Raw genomic sequence first — 12437 nt, 5'->3', positions numbered from 1 at the left:
GAGCACTGCGAATGAATCCCGGTAGCGGCGGCGTTGTACGCCGAGGCCGCTCAGACGTGCAGTTCGCGGGGAAAGCCCGTCCAGCGCAGCTCGCTCGGCAGGTGCCGCATGTCGTTGGTGACGAGGACGGAGGCCGGTCTGCTGGGCGCGTAGCGGATGACCGTCAGCGCGGCGTTGCAGTGGTCGAGCCCGAGCCAGCTCCACTTCGGTGCCCGCATGGCGTCCCGGAGGAGCCAGGCGACCAGGAAGTTGTGGGTGACAACCAGTTCATGCCGGTCCTCCGGGCCCGGTACCGGCCCGGTGAACAGCTCCAGCGCCCGCTGTGCCAGGACCGGCCCGCGTTCCCGCTCCTCCACGCTCGTGTCGGCGAGGAAGCGGAGAAAGAAGTCCGCGGACTCCGCCGGGAGTTCGGCCCTCTCCGGCATATGGGGGACGTAGTCGCTGGCGATGTCCGACCGATGCAGCGTGACGCTCTTCAACTGGTCACTGACCAGCTGTGCGGTCTGCTCCGCCCGGGGCAGCGGGCCGTGGTGGAGGGCGGCGAGTGGCACACCCCGCAGGCGTTGGCCGAGCAGCGTCGCCTGTCGGCGACCGGCCTCGGTCAGCCCGCTCTCGTCCGGCGTCGCCTCGGCGTGCCGGACGAGATACAGTTGACGCCCTCGCCTGCGTGACGCAGGTTTTTCAGGTCAGCACCGCTACGCGGTGCTCCCTCGGGTTCCTGCTTCACGGGCCGCTGCCACCCGGAGGTGGTCTTACAAGGCCTCCACAGGCCTGACTTCCCGCCCGTCCGGCGGTAGGTCCGCCAACTACGTTGTCGGACAAGGCGACTTTAGCAATGGTGCTGCGCCCCTACGGGCCGCCGGGGCGAGGATGCCCTACACCTCCACCCTGAAGGGTGGAGCACTGGGCAAGTGTTCGGTAGCGGGTGGCTGTGCTCGTCATCTCGGACTCCCCTGCGTCCACTCGCGATCTTGCACAGGGAGAGACGCCGGGCCGTCGAGAACCGGTTCCCCGGAGGACGCGCTCAGGAGTCGCCGCCGGTCAACCGGGCGAGGGTGGTGCGGAAGTCGTCCGTCGTGAAGGACTGTTCCTCGGCCGTCGTCGCGTAGTCGAGGGTGGCCAGGACCGCCCGTTCCAGGTGCATGTTGAGGAGCCTCTTGGTGCTCTCCACCGCCTGCCGGGGCAGGCCCGCGATCCGTTTGGCGCAGGCCGTCGCCGCTGCGAGGGGGTCGGCCACCACATGGTTGGCCAGCCCCATGGCCACGGCCCGGTCGGCGGGGATGCGGGCGCCGGTCAGGGCGTACTCCTTGGCCAGCAGCAGGCTGGTGTGCAGGGGCCAGGTGAGCGGACCGCCGTCGGCGGCGACGAGGCCCACCTGGACGTGCGGGTCGGCCAGGTGGGCGGACTCGGCGATGTAGACCGTGTCGCTGAGGGCCACGAGGCTGCATCCCAGTCCCACGGCGGGGCCGTTGACGGCCGCGACGACAGGCAGGCGGCAGCGCACCATACCGAGGACGATGTCCCTGCCGTCCGCGATCGTCCGGGCCCGCAGGTCCGCGTCGCGCCGGATCTCGTCGAGGTAGCCGAAGTCGCCGCCCGCCGAGAACGCCTTGCCCGCGCCCGTGAGGACGGCGGCACGGGCGACCCGGTCCTCGCTCAGGCGGGGCCAGAGGCGGGCGAGGCCAGTGTGGAGGGCGTCGTTGACGGCGTTCAGGGCATCGGGCCGGTTGAGGGTGATGATCCGCAGGGGGCCGTCGGCCTCGACCTGGATCTCCTCCGGCATGCCGTACAGGTTCCGCGTCATCTCAAGCTCCCCGTCCAAAGGTCGGCCATGTCACGCTCCCAGTCCGAGGATCCGCGAGGCGATGATGTTCTTCTGGATCTGCGAGGTCCCGCCCATCACGCTCTGCGCACGGCTGTAGAGGTAGGCGTTCAGCAGCTCGGTGTCCTCGGTGCCGCCGACGGCCAACGCCGCGTGTCCCACGGCCTGTTCGGCCCAGGTCATGAGCAGCTTGTCGAGTGAACCCTCGGGCCCGTGCGAGACGCCGTCGAGCTGTTCGGAGAGCCGTCGGCGTACATGCAGCCGCAGCATCTCGGCCTCCACGGCGGCCCAGACGAGCTCCGGCGGCGATCCCGATCGCCGGGTGCGGGCGGCGAGTTGGCGGACGAGCTTGCCGTAGCGGGCGGAGAAGCCCAGCGTCGCGGGCTCGCGTTCATGACCCACGACCGTCATCGCCAGCGCCCAGCCCTCCCCCGGCGCCCCCACCATCTGGTCGGCCGGGACCCTCGCGCCGTCGAGGAGGACCTGGCCGAACTCCTTGGTCACCCCGCTCATCATCTTCAACGGCCGCTGCTCGACGCCCGGTTGGTGCATGTCGACGATGAACGCGGAGATCCCCTTGTGCCGGGGTGCGTCCGGGTTCGTGCGCGCCAGCAGCAGACACCAGTCGGCCACGTCGGAGTAGCTGGTCCAGATCTTGTGGCCGTGCAGGACATAGGCATCCCCGTCGCGGGTGGCCTTCGTGGTCAGGGCGGCGAGGTCGGAGCCGGCTCCGGGCTCGCTGAAACCCTGGCACCAGCGTTCGGTGCCGTCGATCATGCCGGGCAGGAAGCGGCGGCGCAGTTCCTCGCTGCCGTGCCGGCCCAGGCCTTGAACCAGGTAGCCGAGGCTGGGCCGGGGCGGGGCTCCGGCTCGGGCGAGTTCCTCGTCGAGGATGACGTCGTAAACGGGCGGCAGTTCGTGGCCGCCGTAGGCCTTGGGCCAGGACAGGCCGAAGAAGCCCGCCGCGTGCAGGGCCCGGTGCCATTCGCCCTGCCGGGCCCAGTACTCGTCGCCCGAGGCCGGGAACGTCCCCGACCGTTCGGCCAGCCAGCTGCGCAACCGGTCCCGGAAGGCGGCCTCTTCGGGTGCGTCACGAAAGTCCAAGGTCGATCTCCTCCAGCCGGACGGGGAACAGTGCGGTGGACGTCAGAGCACGGCGCAGATGGACGTGGGCGAGGCACTCCCAGGTGTTGCCGATGCCGCCGTGCACCTGGACCGCCGTCTCGCAGACGGTGCGGGCGGCGCGAGCGCTGTAGAGCTTGGCGACCCGGGCGGCCTGGATCGCCTCGACCGCGGGGAGCTCGTCCACGGCCCAGGCCGCGTGCCGCAGTACGCTCACCGATCCCTCGATCAGGGCCAGCCCTTCGGCCAGGAGGTGGGCGACGGCCTGGTACGAGCCGATCGTCCTGCCGTACTGCTCTCGGACCTTGGCGTGGTCACAGGCGAGCGCGTGCGTGCCGCGGGCCGTTCCGACGAGGTCGGCGCAGGTGGCGACGAGGGCCAACGCCTGCCAGCGGTCGGCGAGTTCGGGGGGTATCTCGGCGATCTGCTCCAGCGCGCCCGTCAATGCGGCCTGGTGCCGGGTCGGATCGGCACCGGGTCCGGGGGGCCCGAAGGCGGCGGACAGGACCCGGTTCCCGTCGAGGGCGATTGCCCGTCGCTGCCCGCGCGCGTCCCGCGCCAGCGTCCCGACCGCGACCGTGGTCGCCGAGGTGTCGTACGAGAGGTGACGCCCGAGGTCGTCGGCGAGCAGCGGGCCCAGGAGCGGTACGTCGACAAGACCTCGGCCGAACTCCTCGACCACCAGCGCCACTTCGACACCGGAGGCGCCGTCCGAGCGCAGGGTGCGCCAGCCGGTCGACTCCACCGCCTTCTCCAGGCGGGTGACCCGGTCCCGGTCGTCCAGGTCGAGGACGGAGCCAGGTCCGAGGTCGTCTGCCAACTTGGCCGCGGCGCTGCGCAGTTGACGTTGTTCAGCTGTCAGTCGTACGTCCATGACGCTCCTTCAGGACCCGGCGCAGCACCTTGCCGGACGGCAGACGGGGGATCTCGGTCACGAACTCCACACGGCTGGGCCGCTTGTAGGAGGCGAGTCGCGCGCCGACCAGGTCGATCAGTTCCCCCGCCGCCACCGGACGCGCCGTCGACACCGCCGCGACGATCGCCTCCCCGTCCGCCGCGTCGGGAACCCCGAAGACGGCGCAGTCCACGACCGCCGGATGGCCGTGCAGCACGGTCTCGATCTCGGCGGGGGCGACCTGGAAGGCCCGTACCTTGATCATGTCCTTGGAGCGGTCGGTGAGCCGGATCCAGCCCTCGGCGTCGACGCTGCCGACGTCACCGGTGCGGTACCAGCCGTCGTGGAAGGCGTCCGCCGTCGCGTCGGCCGGCAGATAGCCCGCCATCAGGGACTCCGCACGCACCTCGATCTCCCCGGCCTCGTCCGGTCCGACCGGCTTCCCGGTCTCCAGGGACACCACACGCAGGCTCACCCCCGGCACGGCCCGCCCGGGTGTGTCCAGCCGGGCTCCGGCGAGCGGGTTGCAGGCGATGACGGGGAGTTCGCTGGCCCCGTACGCGGGCACCCAGCCGACCCCGGTGCGACGGGTGACGGTCTCGGCGACGCTCGGGGTCACCGGGGTCGCGCCCCACATGATGTAGCGCAGCGACGACAGGTCGTACGACTCCAGCTTCGGGTGGGAGGCGAGGGCGAGCGCGATCGGCGCGACCGCCATCTCGACGGTGACGCGGTCGAGTTGGATGTGGTGCAGCATCCGGTCGAGGTCGAAGCGGTGGTGCAGCCGCAGCCAGGCGCCCGCTTCGAGGGCCGTGACGATGTTGAGCAGTCCGAGGATGTGCGAGGGCGGGGTGGTGATCTGGATCCGGTCGTCGGCGGTCAGCTCCAGCGCGTCGCGCCAGTGGTGCACGGCGGCGGCGAGCGAGGCGTGGGTGTGGCGGACCGCCTTGGGCATGCCGGTGGTGCCCGAGCTGAAGACCAGGACGGCGTCGGACCGGGGATCGGGGGGCGCGTACGACACCCCGGTGGCGGCCGGGATCGGCTCGTCGAGGTGCAGCATCGGCATCAGGCCGGCCAGCACCGGGTGATCGCCGACGGCGTGGGCCGGTTTCGTGATGTCCAGGGCGTGTTCGACCTCGCCGCGCTTCCAGGCGGGGCTGAGCAGGACGACCGCCGCGCCGAGCCGCCACAGGGCCTGTACGGCGATCACGAACTCCGGCCGGTTGGACGACATGAGGGCGACCCGCTCCCCCGCCCGTACGCCTCGCCGCTCCAGCCGGCCGGCCAACCCGTCGGCGAGGGCGTCCAGTTCGGCCACGGTGTACTGCTGGTCCTCGAAAACCAACACCCCACGCATTGAGAGGGTCCCATCTTCCAGGTGAGAATAGTATTCTCGCAGAGACAGAACCTTGATACCAGAGCCTGAGGAGGGCGTCCATGGCGATCCCGGCCCTGTTCCAGCGCGCGACGGTCGTGAAGATCGTCGAGGAGACCGAGGACGCCAGGACGTTCGTGCTCGATCCTCATGAGGGACCGTTCGTCTACGAGGCGGGCCAGTTCTGCGTGTTCCGGGTCCGGGTGGACGGGCGGGACCTGCTGAGGTCGTACTCGATGTCGAGCGCCCCGGAGACCGACGCGGAGCTGATGACGACCGTCAAGCGGGTGCCCGGCGGCAGGGTCTCCAACTGGCTGCACGACCATGTGTCCGAGGGCGACGAACTCGAACTCACCCTGCCCAGGGGCCGGTTCTGTCTGCGCCCGGCCACGACACCGCTGCTCGGCTTCAGCGGCGGCAGCGGGCTCACCCCGATCCTCTCCCTGGCCAAGAGTGCTCTGGCGACGACCGACCGGAGCGTACGGCTGCTGTGCGCCGACCGCGACCGGCCCTCGGCGATCTTCGAGTCAGTGCTGGAGGAGCTGGCCGAGCGCTATCGGGGCCGGCTGACGGTGGTACGGCATCTCGACGTGGAGAAGGGCTTCGTCGATGCCGCCGCGGTGAAGGACTTCGCCGAAGGGGGCGGCGACGCGTATGTGTGCGGACCCGAGCCCTTCATGGAGCTCGTGGAGAACGCGCTGCCGGGACCGGGGCGCCTGTTCAGCGAGAGGTTCGGTGGCGCGGTGGCCCCAACTGCGGCTGCCGAGGCGGCCCCCGCCGAGGGCACCGTCACGATCCTGCTCGGCACCCGGCGCGTCTCTGTGCCCAAGCGCCCGGGCGAGACCCTGCTCCAGAGCGCCCGCCGGGCCGGGCTCACGCCGCCGTTCTCCTGCGAGGCGGGCAACTGCGCCACCTGCATGGCGAAACTGACGGAGGGCAGCGCGACCATGCGCGTGAACGACGTCCTCACGGACGACGAGGTGGCGGAAGGGTACGTCCTCACCTGCCAGGGAATACCCGACGAGGGATCGGTGACGGTCCACTACGAGTGACCGTGCTCCCCCAGCCGCGGCGCCGGACGATACGACGGCTCGTACCCGGCCACCCGGATCGGGCCGCCGACCAGCCGGTGCTCACCGGCCCTGACGATCATCTCCGGGGCCGCCTCCAGCGCCTCCGGCAGCGTGCGTACGGCCGCCGCGGGAACGCCGAGCGGCCGTAGCCGTGCCTCCCACCCCCGGGCCGTGTCGACGGCGAGCGCCCGCGTGACGACGGCGAGCACCTCCTCGCGCCGCGCCGCTCGCTCCGCCATGGTGGGAAAGCCGTCGATCCCGGCCTCGCCCGCGAACGCCTTCCAGAATCCGTCGTGGGTGACGAACAGCGCCAAGTGCCCCTCGGCCGTGGGGAAGAGCTGAGCAGGCACATAGTAGGAGTGCGCCCCGTTCGGCAGCCGGCGCGGCTCGGTCCCCTCGTTGAGGTAGGCGGACGCCCGGTAGTTGAGCTGCGCCAGCATCACGTCCCGCAGCGCCACCTCGACCTGGCCGCCCCGCCCGGACACGATCTGTGCGAGCAGCCCCAACGCGGCGGTGAGGGCAGCCGAGTTGTCGACCGAGGAGTAGCCCGGCAGCATGGGTGGCCCGTCGGGGTCACCGGTCAGCGCGGCCACGCCGGTCGCGGCCTGGATGACGTAGTCGAAGGCGGGATCGTCGCCCGCGTCGAGGCCGTATCCGGTGACGGCGACGCAGACGATCCGCTCGTTCCAGCGGCGCAGACCGTCGTACGTCAGCCCGAGCCGCCGTATCACCGACGGCTTGAGGTTGACCAGCAACGCGTCAGCCCCCGCGACGAGTTCACCGAGTCGCACCTGTCCCGCCTCCGTCGTGAGGTCGAGGCGGACGCTGCGCTTGTTGCGGTTGAGGCTGGCGAAGTAGGCGTCGGAGACCTGGCGGGAGAGGTCGCCGCCGGGTGGCTCGACCTTGGTGACGTCGGCGCCCAGGTCGGCGAGGAGCATGGTGGCGAAGGGGCCCGCGAGGATGTGGCCGACTTCGAGGATCCGGATGCCCGTGAGCGGCCCCGGGGTCACCGGAAGCTCGCCGCGAGCGAGGCGATCATGTCCCTCGTACGGCGCTTGGAGGCGACCAGTTCGTCGCGTCCCTCGCCGATCGGGAGCAGCCGTACGGACAGGTCGGTGACGCCGGCGTCGGCGAAGCGCTGGAAGCGGGCCGCGATGGCCCTCTCGTCGCCCGCCGCGCACAGGTCGCCGACGTCCCGCGCGTCGCCGTAGTCCAGCAGGCGTTGGTAGTTGGGCGAGATCTCCGCCTCGCCGAGGATGCGGTTGGCGCGGGCGCGGGCCGCGTCGACCTCCGACGGGCGGCACAGGCAGACCGGGATGCCGGCGACGATCCGGGGTGCGGGGCGTCCCGCGGCCTCGGCGGCCTTGGTGATGCGCGGGACGACGTGGTCGGCTACGGCCCGCTCGTCGGCCATCCACAGCACGGTTCCGTCGGCCCGCTCCCCGGCGAGGGCCAGCATGACCGGGCCGAGGGCGGCGAGCAGGATCGGCAGCGGGGCGACGGGGGCGAGGTCTAGGGGGTTGTGCACGGTGTAGGTGCGGTTCTCGACCTCGATGGGGCCGGGGCCGTTGCGGGCCGCGTCCAGGACGTCGAGGTAGTCGCGGGTGAGGCCGGCCGGGCGTTCGTAGGGCAGGCCGAGCATGTCCTGGACGATCCAGTGGTGCGAGGGGCCGACGCCGAGCGCGAGCCGTCCGCCGGTGGCGGCCTGGGTGGACAGGGCCTGCCGGGCGAGGGCGATCGGGTGCTGGGCCTGGAGCGGTACGACGGCGGTGCCCAGTTCGATGCGGCCGGTCGCGGCGCCCATCAGTGCGACGGCGGTCAACGCGTCGAAGTCGGTGGGGACTTGGGGTATCCAGGCGGTGTCCATGCCCGCGGACTCGGCCCATTCGACGTCCGCGATCATCCGTGAGGCCTTGCGCGCGGAGTCTCCGCGCTCGGGCCCGATCATCACACCGATCCGCACATTCCCTCCAAGGGTGAGGTGAGGGCGCGTACCTCCGCCACCACGACGTCGAGCGGCGTTCCGGTGGGGAACACCGCCGCCGCGCCCGCGGCCTTCAGCCGGGGCACGTCGGCCGGGGGGATGGTGCCGCCGACGACGACCGTGATGTCGCCGGCGTCGGCGGCCCTGAGGCCCTCCACCGTCCGGGCCGTGAGGGCGAGGTGCGCGCCGGAGAGCATGCTCAGGCCGACGACCGCGACGTCCTCCTGGACGGCCGTCGCCACGATGTCCTCGACGCGCTGCCGGATGCCGGTGAAGACGACCTCGAAGCCCGCGTCGCGCAGCGCCCGCGCGACGATCTTGGCGCCCCGGTCATGGCCGTCGAGACCGGGCTTGGCGATCAGGATCCGTGTGCCCATCAGAACACCACCGGCTGCCGGAACTCGCCCCAGACGTCCTTCAGGGCGCTGGCCATCTCGCCCACCGTGCAGTAGGCGTTGGCGCAGTCGACGAGCGGTCCCATGAGGTTGTCGTCCCCCTCCGCCGCACGGGCCAGGTCCGCCAGACGCGCCCGGACCGCAGCCGGGTCGCGTTCGGCCTTGACGCGGGCGAGCCGTTTCAGCTGGACCTCTCGGCCCTTGGCGTCGAGTTCGTAGGTGGCGATGTCCGGGGGCGGCTCGTCCTCGTCGACGAAGCGGTTGACGCCGACGACCGGTCGGGTGCCCGCCTCGACCTCCTGGTGCGACCGGTAGGCCTCGTCGGCGATCAGCCCCTGCAGATAGCCGTCCTCGATGGCCCGGACCATGCCACCGTGCGCCTCCAGATCCGCCATGATCTCGACGATCCGTTCCTCGGTGGCGTCGGTGAGCGCCTCGACGAAGTACGAGCCGCCGAGCGGGTCCGCGACCCGGGCCACGCCGGTCTCGTGGGCGAGGATCTGCTGGGTGCGCAGGGCGAGGGTCGCCGACTCCTCGCTGGGCAGGGCGAAGGGCTCGTCCCAGGCGGCCGTGAACATCGACTGGACTCCGCCGAGTACGGAGGCCAGGGCCTCGTAGGCGATCCGGACGGTGTTGTTGCGGGCCTGCGGGGCGTACAAGGAGGCGCCGCCGGCCACGCACCCGAAGCGGAACATCGCCGCCTTGTCGGAGCCGGCCCCGTACCGCTCGCGCACGATCGTCGCCCAACGCCTGCGCCCCGCCCGGTACTTGGCTATCTCCTCGAAGAAATCGCCGTGCGTGTAGAAGAAGAAGGAGACCTGCGGGGCGAACTGATCGATCGTCATACGGCCGCGTGCCAGCACGGTGTCGACGTACGTGACCCCGTCGGCGAGCGTGAACGCCATCTCCTGCACGGCGTTGGCGCCCGCGTCCCGGAAGTGAGCGCCGGCGACGGAGATGGCGTTGAAGCGGGGCACCTCGGCCGCGCAGAACTCGATGGTGTCGGCGATCAGCCTGAGCGACGGCTCGGGCGGCCAGATCCAGGTGCCGCGGGAGGCGTACTCCTTGAGGATGTCGTTCTGGATGGTGCCGGTGAGCTTCGCCCTCGGCACTCCGCGCTTCTCGGCGGCGGCCACGTAGAAGGCGAGCAGGATCGCCGCCGTGCCGTTGATGGTGAAGCTGGTGCTGATCCGGTCCAGCGGGATGCCGTCGAACAGCACCTCCGCGTCGGCGAGGGTGTCGACCGCCACGCCCACCCGGCCGACCTCCTCGCTCACCTCCGGGTCGTCGGAGTCGTAGCCGCACTGCGTGGGCAGGTCGAGGGCGACCGAGAGGCCGGTTCCGCCCTGGTCCAGCAGATAGCGGTATCGGCGGTTGGAGTCCTCCGCGGTGCCGAAACCGGAGTACTGCCGCAGCGTCCACAGCCGCCCCCGGTAGCCGGAGGCGTAGTTGCCGCGTGTGAACGGGAACACGCCCGGCGCGGGCGGCTCGACAGCCCGGTCCTGCGGTCCGTAGACCGGCTTGAGCGGGATGCCGGACGAGGTCTGGGCGTAGTCATTCATCGTTCGGATACGGTACTTGCAGAAAATGAGAATGCCAATACCAGTCGAGCGCGAGGATGTTCTCAAACGGCTCCTTTGCGGACCCGCGGTTTCCTCCGCGAGGACCTTGGCGTCCGGTACTGGCGTCGCGACCTCGGTGATGCCGCCGCACTGAAGGGGCGGTCGGAAACACCGACCGCCCGCGAGCTCAGTAGCCGTACCGGCTCTTCAGGTGGCGCCAGAAGTCACGCAGCATCCACTTGTCGAACTCGGTGATCTGGGTCGCGCTGCCCGCGTTCATCAGGAAGCAGCACTGGCCGGTCGGGGTCCAGTCGTAGAAGTCGTCGAGGCCGAAGGTGTGGCCGACCTCGTGGAGATAGATGTGGATGTTCTCCTGGGCGAGGGCCCCGGTGAAGTACTCCTGGCCGACGCGCTGGCCCCAGTCGCCGCCGGCGCCGCCCTGGAAGCCCTTGGTCAGCCAGAGCGACTGGTCGTAGTGGCGGGCCACTCCGCCGGGGCACTTCGAGTAGTTGCCGTCCTGATGGAAGAAGCGGCCGCAGTCGGGGGCGCACTGCGGGGCGCCGCCGGAGTCGAGGTTTCCGGCGTAGATGTCGACCGAGTTGTCGGTCCACTGGAGGGTCGAGCGGTTCTTCACCGCCCAGCCGACGATGTTGACGGGCACGGCGGTGTACGGCCAGGCGTTGGTTCCGGCGCCGTTGTCGAGCATGGCCGCCATCCACTTGCCGAACTGCTTCTTCAGCGCCGCGTGGACCTGGTCCCGGAGGGCGGCGCTGACCGGGGCGTCGGACTCCCAGCGGACGCAGTAGTTGACGCTTCCCTTGTTGGCCGCGATCTGGTCCCAGCCGTAGTTGCGGAAGCCGTAGAGGTCGGGGTAGGTCGACTCGACGTGGTTCCACACCTCGTTGAGGGGCTGTACGAGATTGGCCGGCGGGTTCCAGTTGTCCGCCGCTTGCGCCGGGGTCGCCGTGACGGCGGGTGTGGCGAACACCGCGAGCAGGGCGGCGAGGACGGTGACGAGACGCACGATACGGGTGCGCATGGAGTGAACTCCCTTCGTGGGGGCCGGGATTTCACTGTTGGGTCGCCGCCGCTCGCGAGCGGGTTGCCCCCTGCCGCGCACGGCATTCGCCGTGTTGTCATGGAAGCGGTCGGGAGGTGAACACACATGCGGATAGGGGGCCGCTACCGCCTGACGGAGAGTGTCGGACAGGGCGGCATGGGGCGGGTGTGGCGCGCGCGTGACGAGGTGCTGGAACGCCCGGTCGCGGTCAAGGAGTTGTACCTGGAGGGGCCCGGCACGGACGCCGACGAGCGGACCCGTCGTGAGCGCGCGTTGCGTGAGGCGCGGGCCGGTGCGCGCATCGATCATCCGGGCGTGGTCCGCGTCTACGACGTGGCCGAGGAGGACGACCGGCTCTGGATCGTGATGGAGCTGATCGAGGCACCCTCGCTGGAGCGGACCGTCGCCGACCTGGGGCCGCTGGCCGTGCGCGAGACGGCCCGCGTCGGACTGGCGCTGACCCAGGCATTGCGCCGGGTGCACGCGGCCGGGGTGCTGCACCGTGACGTCAAGCCCGGCAACGTCCTGCTCGGCCCCGGAAACCGGGTCGTGCTCACCGACTTCGGGATCGCCGCACTCCAGGACGCCCAGGGGCTGACCAGGGACGGCATGCTGATCGGCTCACCGGAGTACATGCCCCCGGAGCGGGCCACGGGCGCCGCCCCTGGTCCGGCCTCGGACTGGTGGTCCCTGGGCGCCACCCTCTGCACAGCCTTGACCGGCCGCTCCCCGTTCGCCCGCCCCTCGATGCCGGCGACACTGCTGGCCGTGGTCTACGAGGAGCCCGAACTGCCGGGTGGGGACTGCCCGTTGACACCGTTACTGCGCAGGCTTCTGAGCAAGGAACCGGCACGGCGGCCCGGGGCGGACGAGATCGTGGCGTATCTGGCTCCGCTGGCCTCGGCACCCGAGCCGACGGGCCCGACCGGACGACGCGCCCGCGACCCGCGCTCCCGTCTCCTGACCGCGCTGGTACTGATCGTCGCCGCGGCGGTGGCCGCCGTCATGATCGTGACCGCGATCCCACCCGGCGGCGAGACCCGGCTGCCGGAGACCACCCCGCCCCCGACGGTGGCGGGCACCTCCCGGCCACCCTCCTCACCGGCCACGGCGACTCCCTGAGAAGCGAAACACCAACGGAATGTGACC

Annotated in this window: 12 protein-coding genes; 2 read left to right on the top strand and 10 right to left on the bottom strand. The window is 71.1% G+C overall.

The window, feature by feature from the left end; all coding sequences use genetic code 11:
* Nucleotides 1–50 precede the first annotated feature (50 nt).
* The 5 genes from ACI2L1_RS35130 to ACI2L1_RS35110 all read right to left on the bottom strand — a co-directional run bounded on the left by ACI2L1_RS35130 (nt 51) and on the right by ACI2L1_RS35110 (nt 5187).
* Nucleotides 51–650 (bottom strand): histidine phosphatase family protein, encoded by a 600-nt coding sequence (locus tag ACI2L1_RS35130; protein WP_404743512.1) that lies wholly within the window; start codon nt 648–650, stop codon nt 51–53.
* 374 nt (nt 651–1024) lie between these two features.
* Nucleotides 1025–1804 (bottom strand): enoyl-CoA hydratase/isomerase family protein, encoded by a 780-nt coding sequence (locus tag ACI2L1_RS35125; protein ID WP_404743469.1) that lies wholly within the window; start codon nt 1802–1804, stop codon nt 1025–1027.
* Nucleotides 1805–1834: 30 nt separating this feature from the next.
* Complete coding sequence (locus tag ACI2L1_RS35120) at nt 1835–2926, bottom strand: acyl-CoA dehydrogenase family protein (protein WP_404743468.1); 1092 nt, start codon at nt 2924–2926, stop codon at nt 1835–1837.
* Complete coding sequence (locus ACI2L1_RS35115; protein WP_404743467.1) at nt 2913–3818, bottom strand: acyl-CoA dehydrogenase family protein; 906 nt, start codon at nt 3816–3818, stop codon at nt 2913–2915. The genes ACI2L1_RS35120 and ACI2L1_RS35115 overlap by 14 nt, the downstream gene beginning before the upstream one ends.
* Nucleotides 3796–5187, bottom strand: coding sequence for a class I adenylate-forming enzyme family protein (locus ACI2L1_RS35110; protein WP_404743466.1), 1392 nt, complete (start codon nt 5185–5187; stop codon nt 3796–3798). Before ACI2L1_RS35110 ends, ACI2L1_RS35115 begins: the two co-directional genes overlap by 23 nt.
* 89 nt (nt 5188–5276) lie before the next feature.
* Here ACI2L1_RS35110 and ACI2L1_RS35105 point away from each other — a divergent pair, with 89 nt between their 5' ends.
* A complete protein-coding gene (locus tag ACI2L1_RS35105) occupies nt 5277–6266 on the top strand; it encodes a 2Fe-2S iron-sulfur cluster-binding protein (RefSeq protein WP_404743465.1) in 990 nt (329 codons plus the stop codon).
* On the opposite strand, the gene ACI2L1_RS35100 is transcribed toward ACI2L1_RS35105, so the two are convergent.
* The 5 genes from ACI2L1_RS35100 to ACI2L1_RS35080 all read right to left on the bottom strand — a co-directional run bounded on the left by ACI2L1_RS35100 (nt 6257) and on the right by ACI2L1_RS35080 (nt 11267).
* The gene (locus ACI2L1_RS35100) at nt 6257–7297 is read right to left on the bottom strand and encodes a CaiB/BaiF CoA transferase family protein (RefSeq protein ID WP_404743464.1); all 1041 of its coding nucleotides are present in this window, start codon (nt 7295–7297) and stop codon (nt 6257–6259) included. The genes ACI2L1_RS35105 and ACI2L1_RS35100 overlap by 10 nt on opposite strands.
* Nucleotides 7294–8250, bottom strand: a complete 957-nt coding sequence (locus ACI2L1_RS35095) for an LLM class F420-dependent oxidoreductase (protein WP_404743463.1) — start codon at nt 8248–8250, stop codon at nt 7294–7296. Before ACI2L1_RS35095 ends, ACI2L1_RS35100 begins: the two co-directional genes overlap by 4 nt.
* Nucleotides 8235–8648, bottom strand: a complete 414-nt coding sequence (locus tag ACI2L1_RS35090) for a cobalamin B12-binding domain-containing protein (protein ID WP_404743462.1) — start codon at nt 8646–8648, stop codon at nt 8235–8237. The genes ACI2L1_RS35095 and ACI2L1_RS35090 overlap by 16 nt, the downstream gene beginning before the upstream one ends.
* On the bottom strand, nt 8648–10228 hold the full coding sequence (locus ACI2L1_RS35085) for a methylmalonyl-CoA mutase family protein (protein WP_404743461.1): 1581 nt from the start codon (nt 10226–10228) through the stop codon (nt 8648–8650). The genes ACI2L1_RS35090 and ACI2L1_RS35085 overlap by 1 nt, the downstream gene beginning before the upstream one ends.
* Nucleotides 10229–10415: 187 nt before the next feature.
* Nucleotides 10416–11267 carry a hypothetical protein gene (locus ACI2L1_RS35080; protein WP_404743460.1) on the bottom strand — a complete coding sequence of 284 codons (852 nt, stop codon included), beginning with the start codon at nt 11265–11267 and terminating at the stop codon, nt 10416–10418.
* 126 nt (nt 11268–11393) lie between these two features.
* On the opposite strand from ACI2L1_RS35080, the gene ACI2L1_RS35075 reads away from it, so the two are divergent.
* Nucleotides 11394–12410 (top strand): serine/threonine-protein kinase, encoded by a 1017-nt coding sequence (locus tag ACI2L1_RS35075; protein WP_404743459.1) that lies wholly within the window; start codon nt 11394–11396, stop codon nt 12408–12410.
* The last annotated feature ends 27 nt before the right edge of the window (nt 12411–12437 follow it).

The sequence above is a fragment of the Streptomyces sp. NPDC019531 genome (genome assembly GCF_044903305.1).
GTDB lineage: Bacteria > Actinomycetota > Actinomycetes > Streptomycetales > Streptomycetaceae > Streptomyces.
Note: the sequence above shows the minus strand (reverse complement) of the source record. Positions and strands in the feature narration are given on the sequence as shown.